Source organism: Streptomyces sp. NPDC002032 (assembly GCF_042890765.1).
In the GTDB taxonomy this organism is placed as follows: Bacteria; Actinomycetota; Actinomycetes; order Streptomycetales; family Streptomycetaceae; genus Streptomyces.
In genome coordinates this window covers 162,526-176,256 of sequence record NZ_JBIASM010000010.1, presented here as the reverse complement: position 1 = coordinate 176,256, position 13,731 = coordinate 162,526, and the positions used below count along the sequence as shown (strand labels likewise).

Genomic DNA, 13,731 nt, shown 5'->3' with positions numbered 1-13,731 from the left:
CGGGCTTCGCGGAGCGTGCCGGATGCATCGATCCGCCTCCCGCAACAGGACTGCCACGCACGGGGGTTGGCCGAATCGCCGAGGGTCGGACCGGGGCGGGGCGGACGGGAGCGGGGGGACGGGACCGGGCGGCCGGAGCGCAAAGGCGTGGACCGCGCGGGCCGCCTCGTGATCCACTTCGCACATGAGCCTGTCCGTCGATGTGTTCACCGCCGACGAGAACGGCGGCGCCCGCTTCCTCGACGTCCCCGACGGGTCCTCGGACCTGGCGGGCTTCGAGAGCTGGCGCACCGAGGTGTGGGGATCGCAGACCGTCCGCGCGCTCGGAGCGCGGTTCTTCCCCCTGCTGGCCGGGGGCGACCTCCGCGTCGCCCCGCACGACGTACGGGAGTTCCTCGCGGAGGCCCTCCTGGTACGGGGCCACGTCGATTCCATCGCCGCCCGCATGGACTCGGCCGAGCCCGTCGCCCGGCGGGCCGGCGCGATCGCCGACCGCCTGGAGAACATCCTCGACGCCGCCCGGCGGGCCTCACGGGCCGGCGGCGGGGTGCAGATCTGGTAGTCCCGCGCCGGGCAGGCAGGGGATCCGGACGTTCGAGCGAGATGCCGTCCGATCGTGAATAGCGCCTCCCCGGGGCCCGGTGCCACGGGATGCTGAGGAACACGGCGTGTGACCGACGTAGCCGGAGCTCAGCGGGGGGAGTGACATGGCACGGGAAGCGGGACGGCACAGCGGCCTGGACGAACAGGCGGTCCTGCTGGCCGCCGGGCTGGCCGACCTGGCACTGAGCACGCTGGGTTCGGCCCTGGGCACGGTGCGGGGGCTGCTGCGCCGCTCGGACACCGGCGCGCTGGCGGCGGAAGCGGAACACGATCTGATGGCCCGCGGACGCCTGGCCCTGGACCGGTACGCGGCCCCGCCCCCCGCCCACCTGGAGCTCCTGGCCCGGCAGGTCCTGGCCCGGGAGCGCGCGGCGTCCGGCGCCGCCACGGCGGAACCCGGCCCGGCGGGCCGGCCGTGACGCCGTGCGAGGGCTGGGAGCCGGCCGCGTTCAAGGCCCGCGTCGACGAGGTGCTCCAGCAGTACGTCGCCCGGGAGGCCGACCGGTTCGCCGCCGTCGACCCGCTCCTGGCGCCGGTGGCCGTGCAGCTCGAAGCGGCGGTCGCGCACGGCAAGCGGCTGCGGGCGGCGTTCTGTTACTGGGGCTGGCGGGCGGTCGGGCAGCCCGACAGCGACGCGCTGGTACGGGCGGCGGCCTCCATGGAGCTGGTGCACGCCGCGGCCGTGACGCACGACGACCTCATCGACGACAGCCCGCTGCGCCACGGCCGCCCCACCGCGCACGTCGCGCTGCGCACCGCCGTGCGCGGCGCCCGGGGTCATGCGAGCGGCGGCCCGGGCGGCCGGGACGGCCCCGGCGCCTCCGGTGTCACGGACGCCGCGAGGTCGCTGGCCATGCTGACGGGCGACCTGCTGATGGCCCTCGCCGGAGACCTCTTCGCCACCAGCGGCCTGCCCGTCGCCTACCTGACCCGGGCCCGGCCCCTGTGGCTGCTGATGGCCCGGGAACTCATCGCCGGTGAATGCCTGGAGATCCTGCGCACCGGGGCCCGCCCGGACGTCACCCAGTCGCTGAAGGTGATCCGGTACAAGACGGCCAAGTACACCGTCGAGCAGCCCCTGCTCATCGGCGGCGCCCTGGCCGGGGCCGGGCCACGGCTGCGCGAGGGCTACTCCGCGTACGGGCTGCCGCTGGGCGAGGCCTTCCAGCTGCGCGACGACCTGCTGGGCCTGTTCGGCGCCACGCGGGACACCGGGAAGGCCAACGCGGACGACCTCCGCGGCCACCGCCCCACGGCCCTGCTGGCGGAGACCTGGCGCCTGGCCGGTGACGACGCGCGCGAACTGCTGGGCAGCTACCTCGGCCGGAGCGACCTCGGCGGAGAGGACGTGGACGCGGTCCGCGAGGTGATGCGCGGCCTCAAGGCCCCCGACCGCATCGAGGACATGATCAGCGCCCGGGTCGGGGAAGCGCTCGACACCCTGCACGCGCTGGACGTCCCGGCACTCGCCGCGACAGCACTGACCGCGCTGGCGCACTCGGCGGCGGTCCGCCCTTCCTGACTCCTGACTCCTGACCCCGGACGAGGACCACGAGGAGCCCCGCCATGACCCATTCCGCGGCGTCGATGGACGCCCTGCGCCGCAGCGGTGACGAGCTCGCCGACGCGACCGTCGCCACGCTGTTCGAGCGCGGGGAGGTCGGCACGTTCAACACCCTGATGCGCTACGTGTCCACCGCCGGCGCCCCGCTCCCGGACGGGCTCCCCGAGGTGGCACGGGAGTACCTCGAAGCCACTCGCGTCCCGCCGGCCTGGGTGGACTGGGGGGAGATGGAGAAGGCCAGGCTCTTCTTCATCGACAACAGCGTGCACATCACCACCGCGCTGTCCTTCGCGGCCATGCCCGCCTGCTACCTCGTCCCGCACGTCGCGAAGCTCCTGTCGGCGACCCACGGGCTGGAGTACCCCTCCAAGCGGATGGCGGAGACCGGCCAGTTCACCGTCTACCTGATGCAGCCCGACGCCTTCGAGGCCGGCAGCCGCTTCATCCCGGCCGCCCAGAAGGTCCGCCTCCTGCACGCCTCGATCCGCCACCACCTCACGCGCGAGAACCGCTGGGACAGCGGCGCGCTCGGCACCCCGATCTGTCAGGAGGACATGATCGGCGGGCAGATGTTCTTCTCGATGCTCGTCCTGGACAGCCTGCACCGCCTCGGCATCCACATGTCGACGGAGGGCGCGGAGGCGTACTACTACGCCTGGCGCGTCGTCGGCGCCATGCTCGGCGTCGACCAGGACGCCGTGCCCAAGTCCCTCGACGAGGCCCGCCACTTCCTCGACCGGTACATGGTCCGGCACATGGGCCCCTCCGAGGAGGGCGCGCACCTGACGCGGCAGCTCATCGACCTCTACGAGGAGGTGGTGCCCGGCACCCTCTTCGACCCGGTCGTCTCGGCTCTCATCCGGCACCTCGTCGGCGACACCCCGGCCGACTGGCTCCGGGTCCCGCGCACCTCGTGGGACACCGTCGTCAAGGCCGTGCCCCACCTCCTGGGCGTGCTGGAGACCCTGGAGGACCGCTCGCCGCTCGGGGCCTGGGCCCTGGACCGCCTCGGCCAGCTGAGCTCGGTCTTCGCCCTGTCCTCCCTCACCCGTGGACGCGTCATGCACTACGCCGTGCCCGAACACCTCAGGAAGGACTACGGCGTCTCCGGCTCCGGCCGGGGCGCACGCCGCTGGACCCCGCCGGCCCCCACGCTCGCCTGAACCCCGCCCGCAGCGCCCCGGTGGCGAAGCCCCACGAGCGGCTCAGCGACTCAGCGGCGGAGGTCGGCCAGCAGCCGTCCGGCGTCGTTGAGGAGCGCGCCCTGCAGCACGGGTACCGACGCGGGGGCATCGGCCGTCGCACGTGCCTGCCGCCGGACCCGTTCGAGTTCCGTCCCACCCCCGTCGATCAGTTCGCCGAGGCGGCCGTCCTCGTCCGGGGAAGCGCGGCCGGTCTCCCGCAGGGCGGTGGCCGCCGTCCGCAGCACGGAGGCGAGCCCCTCCCGGAAGGGGACGGGCAGGTGCTCCGTCTCCCCGTCGGCGATGGCGTGGTCGAGGGCCCGGGTCATCGACCGCAGGTGGTCGAGGGCGCGTTCGGCGACGGTGACCGTTTCGCGCGCGCGGGGCAGGACCTCGGCCGCTCCCGCGATGCTGCGCCGGGGGTTGAGGCGGCCGTTCTCGATCTCGGCCCCGATGCCGTGGCGCACGTCGTGGCAGCGCGCGGCCAGCTCCCGCCCGTCGCGGCGCCACCGCCGTACCCGCTCCAGGTCGGGTTCCGCGCTGTCGAAGGCCCCCGCGAGGTTTTCGGCCAGCTCGCCCGTCGCGGTGAAGAGGTCGGCCACGGCCTGCTGCCGGTGGTCGGTGTGGCGGGCGGGAGCGAGGATCAGGTGGGCCCCGAGGCCGCAGAGCGCACCGATGGCCACGGAGGCCGCCAGGTGTCCGATGTAGTCGATCCGCCCCGCGCCGGAGGAGAAGGCGAAGAAGCCGACGACGGCGACCTGGGTGCCCTGCTGGCCGAACCGGCGGATCCGCCCCACGCCCAGCGCGATCAGGGTGAGCAGGGCGAACGTCCACACGTGGATGCCCGCCACGCCGGCCAGCGACGCGGCGAGCAGGGCCCCCACCGTCATCGCGACGAGGTACTGCACGCACTCCCGCACCGAGCGGTACACCGTGGCCTGCAAGGTCACCAGCGCGGTGAAGGGCGCGAAGGTGGAGACGGCCGGCGGCAGCAGGTAGCGGGCCAGCGTCCACGCCCCGACGGCCGCGAGCACCGACTTCACGCCGAGGACGAGCGCGTCCCGTTCGCTTCCCGTGCCGCGCAGGGCACGCCGCAGGTATCCGGCTCGCTCCGCGGCGACCGTCCTGGCCCTCGCGGGCAGCGCTCGCCATACGGGCAAGGTCGACCACCTCCTGCCGCGCGCCTTCCCGGCCGCCGCGCGGCGAACCCCTCGGACCCCGGCCGCCCGGCTCCAGGACCGCCGCGGGAAAGAGCCGCGGGGGAAAGAGCAGCGGGGAAGGAGCCGCGGGGGAAGACCCGGGGTGGGAACCGGAACACCGGGTAGTCGCGGGTCATGGAAGCCACAGAGAACACCCCGCTGCGCGCCGTCGCGCTCGTCTGCACCCTCTCCCCGTCCCCCGCCGCCTCCAGCTCCGAGCTGCTCGCCCAGCAGACCCTGGACGCGCTCGCCGAGCACGGCGTGACCGGCAAGACCGTCCGGATCGCGGACCACGACGTGAAGCCCGGCGTGGAGACCGATATGGGAGGCGGCGACGCCTGGCCGGACATCAGGGAGACCATCCTCGGCACCGACATCCTGATCCTGTCGACGCCGATCTGGCTCGGCCACCCCTCCAGCGTCGCCCAGCGGGTGCTGGAACGCCTGAACGCGGAGATCGGTGAGAGCGACGAGGAGGGCCGCATGCTCACCTACGGCAAGGTGGCCGCGGTCTGCGTCGTCGGCAACGAGGACGGCGCGCACAAGGTCAGCGCCGACCTCTTCCAGGGCCTCAACGACGTCGGCTTCTCCCTCGCCCCGAACGCCGTCACCTACTGGGTCGGCGAAGCCATGCAGGGCACCGACTACCAGGACCTCGACAAGACCCCCGAGAAGACCGCCGCCACCACCAGGACCCTGGCCGCGAACACCGCGCCCCTCGCCCGGCGCCTCAAGCGCAGCGTCTACCCGCCCTCCTGAGCGGCGGGGGCGTCGGACGGGGCCCGGGCGGGCAGGAGACCGGCATGGACGAGTCCCAGCGCGGCGGTCGGCGGTATCTGCGGGAGCGGGTGGGAGCGACGCTGTTCAGCCGGGTGGCCGGGCCCTCGGGCCCCGCCAACCGCGCCCGGATCCACACCACGCCCGGGCCCCGCTGGTTCGGCCCCGGATGCCCCATCCGTACCGTGCACGGCGACGCCTCCATGTTCATCGGGGGTCTGAGCGCACTCCTGCTCCAGTCCCTGCACCCGCTCGCCATGGCCGCGGTCGCGGCGCACTCCGGCTTCCGCGGCGACCCCTGGGGCCGGCTCCAGCGCACCAGCACCTTCCTCGCCGTCACCACCTACGGCACCGCGCGGGACGCGCAGCTCGCCGTCGACCGGGTCCGGGCGGTCCACGCCTCCGTACGGGGCACCACGGCGGCGGGCCGGGAGTACCGCGCGGCCGATCCGCACCTGCTGGGCTGGGTGCACGCCGCCGAGGTCGACAGCTTCCTGCGGGCCCACGAGCGCTTCGGGGCGCACCCCCTGGACCCCGCCGGGTACGACGCCTACGTCGCGGACACCGCGCGGGTCGCGACGGCCCTCGGCGTGGTGGACCCGCCCCGCGACCGGGCCGCGCTGACGGCCCTGCTCGGGCGCTACCGCCCGGAGCTGGAGGCCACGCCCGAGGCCCTCGACGCGGCCCGCTTCCTGCTGCGCGAACCGCCCCTGCCCCGCGCCGCCCGGCCCCCGTACGCACTGCTCGCCGCGAACGCGGTCGCGCTGCTGCCCCCGTGGGCGTCCGGCCTGCTGGGCCTGCGCCCCGCGACGGGCCCGGCGGCGGCCTGCGTCCGCCTGTCGGGGCACGCCCTGACGCGCTCGATCCGCTGGGCCCTGACCCCGCCGCCGCCCCCACCGCCCGCGCCGGCGCCTTGAACCGGCCGCGGTCCAGTCGCGGTTCAGTGCGCCGCGAACGGCCCGGCGGGGCCGAAGGCGCGTTCCGCGAAGCGCTCGCCGATGCGGCGGTGGGCGGCGGCGTCGGGGTGGAGCCGGTCGGGGAGGGGGAGTTCGGCGCTGTCCTGCTCGCCGTAGAGCTCGCGGCCGTCGAGGTAGTGCAGGTGCGGGTCGGTGGCCGCCCGGGCTTCGACGATGCGGGCGAGGGTGTCCCGTACCACCTTCAGGGTGAGCTTGCCCGCCGCGACCTCGGCCGGGTCGCCGGCGGCCCTGAACTTCAGGCGGCCCGTGCCGAGGTTCTCGAAGTCCGCGGCGGTGGGGCCCGGGGTGTCCTCGTGCATGGGGCACAGGACGGGCGACACGACGAGGAGCGGGGTGGCCGGGTGGCCTTCGCGCAGGGTGTCGAGGAAGCCGTGGACGGCCGGCCCGAAGGCGCGCAGGCGCATCAGGTCGGTGTTGACGATGTTGATGCCGATCTTGACGCTGATGAGGTCGGCCGGGGTGTCGCGCATGGCGCGCGCGGTGAACGGGTCGAGCAGGGCGCTGCCGCCGAAGCCAAGGTTGACCAGCTCGACCCCGCCGCGCCGGGCGGCCAGCGCGGGCCAGACGGTCGTCGGGCTCTCGGCGTCCGAGCCCTGGCTGATGGAACTGCCGTGGTGCAGCCAGGTCCTGCGGCCCTCGGGGACGGGCGAGGGGAGGACGGGGAAGTCCGTACGGAGGGCGACGAGCTCGGTGATCTCGTTGTACGGCAGCCAGATCTCGACGTCCTTCTCCCGGTCGGGCAGGCCGGTGAAGCGGACGGTGCCCACGGGGCCGGGGACGGTGCTGGTGGTCCCGGCGGACAGGTCGACGAGCAGGGTGTTGCCGCCCGTGGTGCTCGCGCGGCCGGCGAGGCGGCCGTCGATGACCAGGTCGTATGTGCCGTCGGGCCGGTCCGGGGCGCCCGCGTAGGCGTTCTTGGTGCGCAGGGTGTCCAGTTCGACGGCGGTCGCGCGGGTGCGGAAGGCGAGCCGTACGCCGCTGGGCTGCACCTCCGCCATGGCGATCAGGTCGCCCTCGGGAATCTGCCGGCGGGCCGGGGCGGGGAGCCGGTGGGGCAGCAGGCCGTGTGCGGTGCGTTCCAGTTCGAGGGCGCCGCGTACGAGCCCTTCGGTGAGGGGGGTGGTGATCCAGTGGTGGTCCGTGGTCGTGCCGGGCATGGTCGGTCCCTGGTGCTCGCAGTGACGGGGGCTGTCGGCGGTCCGGCTCAGGAGGCGGGCCAGTTGCGCAGGAGCGCGTCGAGGGCGTTCAGGCACTGCTCCCAGGACTCCTGCGAGCCGGGGGCGCTGTGGCTGAAACCGCCCGCCAGTTCCAGGCTCACATAGCCGTGGAAGAAGCCGCCGAGGAGGCGGACGGCGTGCGTCTGGGCCGGTTCGTCCAGGTCGTAGCCGCGCAGGACGGCTCGTGTCATCTGGGCGTGGCGGCCGCCGGCGCTCGCGGCGGCGGCTTGCGGATCGAGGGGGAACTGGGCGGCGGCGTAGCGGCCGGGGTGCCGGCGGGCGTAGTCGCGGTACACGTTCGCCTGGGCGGTCAGGGCGTCCTTGCCGGCCCTCCCCGCGAGCGCGTCGGCGCCTCGGTCGGCGAGTTCCTCCAGGGCGAGGAGGGCGATGCGCGTCTTGAGGTCGCGGGAGTTCTTCACGTGCGCGTACAGGCTCGCGACCTTGACGCCGAAGCGTCGGGCCAGCTCGGAGACGGTCACCTGGTCGAACCCGAGCTCGTCCGCGAGCTCGGCGCCCGCCTGGACCAGCCGTTCCGTCGTCAGTCCCACCCGTGCCATCAACATCCTCCTGTTTGCCTTGAGCCAGTATGCATTTGCCTAAGAGCTTTAGGCAAACTAGCTTGGGCCTTATGAAGCCGTTGACCGAGCAAGAGATCCGCGCCGCGTTCGTGAACTGTTCCAAGGGGGAGGCCGGACGCCTGTCCATACCCCGCGACCTGGACGAGCGCCCCTGGGAGGAAATGGAGTACCTGGGCTGGCGGGACCCGCAAGCCCCGGACCGCACCTATCTGGTGGTCGAACGGGACGGGGCCGCGCGGGCCGTCGCGATGCGCTCGCCGAACCACCTGGTGGGCCAGGGCAAGCGCAACATGTGCTCGCTCTGCCTGACCACGCACTCCGCGGGCGTCTCGCTGATGGTCGCGCCGAAGGCGGGCAAGGCCGGGAAGCAGGGCAACTCGGTGGGCACGTACATATGCAGCGACCTGGCCTGCTCCCTGTACGTGCGGGGCAAGAAGGACGCGGGGATCGGCGGCCGTCTCCACGAGACGATCACCCTGGACGAGAAGATCCAGCGGATGGTGGTGAACCTGTCCGGCTTCCTCGCCAAGGTGACCTCTTGAGTCCCGGCCAGGTGTAGTGACCCGCAGCCCTCATTCAGCGGTCAGCTTTCGAGGGCGATGCGGATGGCCCGCTCGACATGGGCTGCGGTGTTGGCGTGGCCTTCCGCGTTGGGGTGGACGAGGGTGACGTGCTTGTTGACGAGGCCGCAGTTCAGCAGGGTGCCGGGGACCTTGGTGGGCCAGTAGTCCTCCGCGTCGCCGCAGATGCCCTCGACCCACTTGGTGCCGGCGGGCTGGCAGGCGTCGTGGCCGACGCTGGAGGAGTAGACGTCGACGAAGCGGTCGCCGAAGTAGTGCGTGACCCGCTGGATGGTGCTGTTCAGCTGCTTGAGGACGTCGTCGCGGAGCCAGTCGACGTCGGTGTGGGTGATCGCGCCGAGTTCGGTGAGGGCGAGGCGGTTGCAGGCACTGCTGTCGTCGGGAAGGACGGCCGGATAGCCGACCGTGATCACCTTGGCGTGGGGCGCGTCCCGATGCACCTGGGCCAGCATCTCGATGTACTCGTCCTGGACCCGGGCCAGCCTGTCCTGGATGCTTTCCTCCCCCTCGGGAGGATTGGTGTAGTGGTCGCGGCAGGACCTGCCGGTCGTGCCCAGGGTGAGGCACTTGGTCAGAATGTCGCCGAAGGGCAGGCTGTTGCCCCCGACGCCGATGGTGACGACGTCGGTCTGGTCGCCCAGATCGGCCCGCTTGGTCTGCGTGTCCACCGCCGCCCAGCCGCCCTCGGGCGCCTGGACCGGGCTGATCGGTGTCTGCTTGGACTTGGCGATGTCGCTGATGGTGGCGGCGCCGCAGCTGACGTTGGTCAGGTGAACGGGCCTGCCCGGCGGGAACTCGGCCAGCTCTCGGTCGATGAGGTCGGGGTAGGCGTTGCTGGTGCGGTCGCAGCCGTCCCGTGCCGGGTCGCCCAGCGCGGGCTGCGGGTCACCGACGAAGACGCCGGCGGTGTACGAGTCGCCCAGCGCGGCCCACTGGTACTGATCGGCCGCGCCGGCGGAACCGGAAGGCACAAGCGCGGACACCGCCATGGCGAGTCCGACGGCCAGGGCGCGCGTGCGCGGGCGGGAGACAGGGTGTCGCATGGATCCTCCAGGATCTGCAAAAACGCCCGGAGTTGGAACGTGGCTCCGGGCGGAAGGCACCTCGGCCAAGATCATCCACGCCTTCGGCTTGCCCCTGCACCGAATCGGACTCATCGCCCCCGATCGAGCTAAATGGTCAGATCTTCGGGCGAATCCGTGGACAGTGGCCTGCGGCGTGCGGTGGTCGTGACGCTTGGCGAACCCGGGCGAAGCGATGACTGGCGTGACCGGGCGGATGCCGGTCACAGCCCGGCAGGGTTCGCCGAGATGCCGGGGGCCGTAGAGCCACTGCTGGGCCTTGTGCTCGACCGTGGTGACACCTTCGTCACCCGACGAACGGCGGAGGGCTTGCTGCGGCGAAAGGAAGCCGCCGCGCGCGCGGCCAAGGCCCACCTCCGGGCGACCGGCCGCGTGCTGATGAGCCCGCACGATCGTGGAGCCGACCGAGATGTCCCGATCGCTCTCACCCGCCGCGTCGGTGGCGGCCTGGACCTGCCGGAGCAGACGCTCCCACGTCCCGCCGCCCGACCACAGGCGGTGCCGTTCGCAGGCCTCCGCACCCGGTGCAGCGCGCGCCGAGGTTCACGGCCTCCTGGCAGCGGCCGGCCCAGCCGCCCTCCGGATCCAGGCGCACGCGTTGTCCTCTCCGCCGCACAAGGTCACCTGACCCGCCATCACCACCGCGGCGGGGACCAGGCGGGAAGGTCCGCGCGGGCGCGGCCGGGGGCGCTCGTGGCCGGTGCCGGGTCAGTCTCCCGCCGGGCGGGGGTCCGCCGTCGCCAACGGGCCCGGAAGCGCCCGCCCTTGCTCGCGGGGCCGCCCCGCCCCGGCCGGGGCGGGGTCCAGGGCCCTGGTGAGGTGGCGGCGCAGCAGGGGGCCGAGTCCACGGTCGACGTACCAGTTCAGCACGGCTGCCAGGAGCAGGGAGAACAGCAGGCCGACGGCGATCGACGGCAGCAGGCCGAGGGACGGGCCCGCCTTGAGGACCCCGCGCGCGACGGGTATGCCCACGCTCTGGTGGACCAGGTAGAAGGGGTAGGTCAGGGCCCCCGCGTAGATCAGGGCCCGCCACTGGAGGTGGCGCAGCCGGCTGAGGGCGGCCAGGACGAGCAGCACGAGGAAGCCGGTGAGCACGGCCGCGCTGACCGGCCAGTCGGAGGTGGGGTGCGTGGCCACGCGGTCCTCCAGGACCGTGAGGGTGTAGCACCAGGCGAAGCCGGTCAGCAGCCACAGGAGCAGGTTGGGGCCGAAGCGGTGCATCAGGTAGCAGGCGATGCCGGCGACGAAGAGGCCCGCGTACTGGCTCAGCAGGAGCTCGTCCAGGACGGCCGACTCCAGCTCGCGGCCGATGGAGGCCAGGACCAGCCAGAGGAATCCGAAGGCCACGACGCGCAGATAGGTCAGGCCGATGAGCAGCAGGGCGCCCATGAGCAGGTAGAAGCGGGCCTCCACCCAGAGGGTCCAGGCGACGCCCGCGGTGAAGTCCACGCCCAGCGGGCCGGGGATCATCGTCAGGTTGCCGAGGGTGGTGCGCAGGTCGGTGGGCGCCCCTGACCGCTGTCCGATGAGCACCGTGACGGTCCCCATCGCGACGACGAGCAGGACGACGGCCCAGTACAGGGGGAAGAGCCGGGCGATGCGGGAGACGGCGAACCGTGCCGGGGTGCGCCCCCAGCAGCTCATGCAGATGACGAAGCCGCTGATCAGGAAGAACGCCTCCACGCCGAGCCAGCCGTAGCCGCTGACGGCGTGCAGCAGCGGGGCCGCCTGGGGCAGGTCGTGGGTGTCGCCCCAGAAGCGGGGGGTGGGGGTGCCCACGTAGTGGTACGCCGCCACCGCCACGGCCGCCAGCAGCCTCAGCGCGTCGATCGCGGCCAGGCGTCCACCGCCGGCCGGCGCGTCTGCCAGCCGCGTGCGGGTGGCGGGGCGGAGCGGGGTGCGGGCGGCGTCGCGGACCGCGGACTCGGACATGGGAGCTCCTGTGACGGGGCGGCCGTCCGTCACGGGTGGCCGCCGGTGTGGGAGGGAGGAGGGCATGCCGCTCCCGGCCACCGGACGACGCCGGCGGCGGGGAGGGGACATGACGGGCGGTCCGCCCGTATCAGGCCGGCTTCACCGGATCGGAGCCGTTCCGGCGGCTGATGCGCAGGGCCACGGCGGCGAGGGTCAGGGCGCCGACGGCCGTGAGGAGTTCATCGGCGCTCACCCAGCCCGAGAAGTAGAGGGTGACGAGGAGCGGCGCCGCCGCGACGGCGAGAGCGGCGGTACTGCGGATCCCGGCGAAGGCCGGGCGGCCCGCCAGGACGAGGGCCGCGGCGAGCGGGACGCCGAACCGCCAGGGCAGGACGAGGCCGAGGCCGAGCGGGTCGGTCACCACCATGGCGCCCACCAGCAGTACGGCCCACGCCACCAGGGCGAGCACCCCGGCCCCGCCGCGCACGCGGCGCACCGGGCGCAGGTCCGGCGGGCACGCGAGCGGGAGCGCGGCGATCAGGACCGGCGCGAGCAGGAAGCCCACCACCTCCCACGGCAGTTCGGGCGGCATGAGCCGGATCGGGTACAGGAAGCTCGCCGAACTGCCCACCGCCCCGGCGACGGCGCACAGCACCCCGGGGACGTGGCGTCCGGCCAGCGCGACCACGGCGCCGATCAGGGTCAGCAGGTAGCAGCCGTTCATCAGGGTCATGAGCGGGCCCACCGCGCCGACGGCCCCGGCGGTGCGCATGACGTACCAGTCGCCGAGGGTTCCGATGAGGTTGAAGGCGGCGTACGCGGCCGTCGCGGCCAGGCTGAAGGGGGCGGCGCAGGCGAAGAGCCGGCCGCCGGGGTGGGCGGAGCCGATGCCGAGGCGCAGGCGCAGGGCGTGCGCGACGACGTCGGCGGCTTCGCGCAGGCGGGCGCGCGGGCCCGCCCCTTCGGTCGCCTCCCGGTAGGACTCGGCTATCTCGCTGCCGAACGCGCGGCGGAATCCCGCCGGGTACAGGCGCAGCAGTACGGGGTTCACGCGGTGGCCGCCTTGCCGGTGGCACCGCCCAGGCGCCGGGTGGCCTCGCGCGCGGTGGCGGCGATCCGCTCGGCCTCGGCGGCCAGGGTCGCGCGGCCGGGGGACGTCAGGGTGTAGGTGCGGCGCAGGCGGCTGTCGACGACCTCCTCCCTGTGGACCTCGATCAGTCCCTGCTGCAACAGGCGCTCCAGCGCGCCGTAGAGGGTGCCGGTCCGGAGCTTCACCCGGCCGCCGGAGATCGCCTCCACCTCACGGGCGATGGCGTAGCCGTGGCGTGGTTCGTCCGCGAGCGCGGTGAGCAGGAGCAGGGTCGGTTCCTGCATCGCACGGTCAGTCATGTGACCAGCATATGTCATTCACCGGCATATGACGTCGGGCGGAGGGCGCGGCCGGGTCCGTGCCCTTGCCCGTGCCGTTGGCCGTGCCCGTGCCGTTGGCCGTGCCCTTGCCCGTGCCGTTGGCCGTGCCCTCGCACCCCTTGCCCTGCCCCTTGACGTCGCCCCCGCTCTTGCCCCGGCGGTGGAACTCGTCCACGATGCTCCACAGCCCCCGGCCCCAGGGATTCCACCCGGCCGGGACCTCGCAGAACAGGGGAGACAGTGACCAGGAACAGCAGCCCAGGAAAACGCCCCGCAGCGGCGGCAGCCCTCGTACCGCTCCTGGTGCTGGCCGGGCTGCTGCTGGGCCCGGCGGCCACCGCGTCGGCGAGCGCGCCGGCCGCGGCCGTGGTGCGGCAGGCTCCCGCCGCGGCGGCGCTCCCGCACGACGCCCTCGCGGCGGGCTCGGGCGTGGCGAGCGGGCTGCGCGCGCCGACGTCCTCCCAGGCCCGGGCCGTCACCGGCGTCAAGAAGGGCAAGAAGAGCAAGAAGAAGAAGGGCGGCTTCCTCGGCAAGCTCGTCCTCATCGTGCTCGTGGTGCTCGTCCTGCTCGTGGTCCTGTACCTGGTCCGCCGGGCCCTGCGGCGCAGGTCCGCCTAACGCTCCTGAACTCTCACGAACTCTCACGAA

General features: G+C 73.6%; 16 protein-coding genes. 8 read left to right on the top strand and 8 right to left on the bottom strand.

The genetic code is table 11. The annotated features are described in order from the left end of the window. Positions 1 to 184: 184 nt before the first annotated feature. The 4 genes from ACFYYT_RS23495 (at position 185) to ACFYYT_RS23480 (ending at position 3,330) form a co-directional block, all read left to right on the top strand. Positions 185 to 562 carry a hypothetical protein gene (locus ACFYYT_RS23495; RefSeq protein WP_351820397.1) on the top strand — a complete coding sequence of 126 codons (378 nt, stop codon included), beginning with the start codon at positions 185 to 187 and terminating at the stop codon, positions 560 to 562. Positions 563 to 707: 145 nt separating this feature from the next. Beyond that, positions 708 to 1,022 carry a polyprenyl synthetase gene (locus ACFYYT_RS23490; RefSeq protein ID WP_351820399.1) on the top strand — a complete coding sequence of 105 codons (315 nt, stop codon included), beginning with the start codon at positions 708 to 710 and terminating at the stop codon, positions 1,020 to 1,022. Beyond that, on the top strand, positions 1,019 to 2,125 hold the full coding sequence (locus ACFYYT_RS23485; RefSeq protein WP_351820402.1) for a polyprenyl synthetase family protein: 1,107 nt from the start codon (positions 1,019 to 1,021) through the stop codon (positions 2,123 to 2,125). The genes ACFYYT_RS23490 and ACFYYT_RS23485 overlap by 4 nt, the downstream gene beginning before the upstream one ends. A gap of 44 nt (positions 2,126 to 2,169) precedes the next feature. Then, the gene (locus ACFYYT_RS23480; RefSeq protein WP_351820405.1) at positions 2,170 to 3,330 is read left to right on the top strand and encodes an oxygenase MpaB family protein; all 1,161 of its coding nucleotides are present in this window, start codon (positions 2,170 to 2,172) and stop codon (positions 3,328 to 3,330) included. 50 nt (positions 3,331 to 3,380) lie between these two features. Here ACFYYT_RS23480 and ACFYYT_RS23475 read toward each other — a convergent pair whose 3' ends face one another. Further along, complete coding sequence (locus ACFYYT_RS23475) at positions 3,381 to 4,508, bottom strand: aromatic acid exporter family protein (protein WP_351820408.1); 1,128 nt, start codon at positions 4,506 to 4,508, stop codon at positions 3,381 to 3,383. 174 nt (positions 4,509 to 4,682) lie between these two features. Between ACFYYT_RS23475 and ACFYYT_RS23470 the strand changes: the two genes are divergently transcribed. Then, entirely contained in the window at positions 4,683 to 5,306 is a 624-nt protein-coding gene (locus ACFYYT_RS23470) for an NAD(P)H-dependent oxidoreductase (protein WP_351820411.1), read from the top strand. Between the two features lie 44 nt (positions 5,307 to 5,350). Next, positions 5,351 to 6,241, top strand: a complete 891-nt coding sequence (locus tag ACFYYT_RS23465; protein ID WP_351820414.1) for an oxygenase MpaB family protein — start codon at positions 5,351 to 5,353, stop codon at positions 6,239 to 6,241. A 23-nt stretch (positions 6,242 to 6,264) separates the two neighbouring features. On the opposite strand, the gene ACFYYT_RS23460 is transcribed toward ACFYYT_RS23465, so the two are convergent. Both ACFYYT_RS23460 and ACFYYT_RS23455 read right to left on the bottom strand, forming a co-directional pair. Continuing rightward, positions 6,265 to 7,458 (bottom strand): GDSL-type esterase/lipase family protein, encoded by a 1,194-nt coding sequence (locus ACFYYT_RS23460; RefSeq protein WP_351820417.1) that lies wholly within the window; start codon positions 7,456 to 7,458, stop codon positions 6,265 to 6,267. A 47-nt stretch (positions 7,459 to 7,505) separates the two neighbouring features. Beyond that, a complete protein-coding gene (locus ACFYYT_RS23455; RefSeq protein WP_351820420.1) occupies positions 7,506 to 8,075 on the bottom strand; it encodes a WHG domain-containing protein in 570 nt (189 codons plus the stop codon). A gap of 71 nt (positions 8,076 to 8,146) precedes the next feature. Here ACFYYT_RS23455 and ACFYYT_RS23450 point away from each other — a divergent pair, with 71 nt between their 5' ends. Further along, positions 8,147 to 8,638 carry an FBP domain-containing protein gene (locus ACFYYT_RS23450; protein ID WP_351820423.1) on the top strand — a complete coding sequence of 164 codons (492 nt, stop codon included), beginning with the start codon at positions 8,147 to 8,149 and terminating at the stop codon, positions 8,636 to 8,638. A 41-nt stretch (positions 8,639 to 8,679) separates the two neighbouring features. Here ACFYYT_RS23450 and ACFYYT_RS23445 read toward each other — a convergent pair whose 3' ends face one another. The 5 genes from ACFYYT_RS23445 to ACFYYT_RS23425 all read right to left on the bottom strand — a co-directional run bounded on the left by ACFYYT_RS23445 (position 8,680) and on the right by ACFYYT_RS23425 (position 13,258). After that, the gene (locus ACFYYT_RS23445; protein ID WP_351820426.1) at positions 8,680 to 9,720 is read right to left on the bottom strand and encodes an SGNH/GDSL hydrolase family protein; all 1,041 of its coding nucleotides are present in this window, start codon (positions 9,718 to 9,720) and stop codon (positions 8,680 to 8,682) included. 747 nt (positions 9,721 to 10,467) lie between these two features. Beyond that, the gene (locus ACFYYT_RS23440) at positions 10,468 to 11,691 is read right to left on the bottom strand and encodes an acyltransferase (protein WP_351820429.1); all 1,224 of its coding nucleotides are present in this window, start codon (positions 11,689 to 11,691) and stop codon (positions 10,468 to 10,470) included. Between the two features lie 130 nt (positions 11,692 to 11,821). After that, positions 11,822 to 12,724 carry a hypothetical protein gene (locus ACFYYT_RS23435; protein ID WP_351820432.1) on the bottom strand — a complete coding sequence of 301 codons (903 nt, stop codon included), beginning with the start codon at positions 12,722 to 12,724 and terminating at the stop codon, positions 11,822 to 11,824. Further along, the gene (locus tag ACFYYT_RS23430; protein WP_351820435.1) at positions 12,721 to 13,062 is read right to left on the bottom strand and encodes a PadR family transcriptional regulator; all 342 of its coding nucleotides are present in this window, start codon (positions 13,060 to 13,062) and stop codon (positions 12,721 to 12,723) included. The genes ACFYYT_RS23435 and ACFYYT_RS23430 overlap by 4 nt, the downstream gene beginning before the upstream one ends. Further along, positions 13,055 to 13,258: a hypothetical protein gene (locus ACFYYT_RS23425; protein WP_351820437.1), complete on the bottom strand. Its 204-nt coding sequence runs from the start codon at positions 13,256 to 13,258 to the stop codon at positions 13,055 to 13,057. The genes ACFYYT_RS23430 and ACFYYT_RS23425 overlap by 8 nt, the downstream gene beginning before the upstream one ends. 65 nt (positions 13,259 to 13,323) lie before the next feature. Between ACFYYT_RS23425 and ACFYYT_RS23420 the strand changes: the two genes are divergently transcribed. After that, positions 13,324 to 13,701: a hypothetical protein gene (locus ACFYYT_RS23420; protein WP_351820440.1), complete on the top strand. Its 378-nt coding sequence runs from the start codon at positions 13,324 to 13,326 to the stop codon at positions 13,699 to 13,701. Positions 13,702 to 13,731 lie beyond the last annotated feature (30 nt).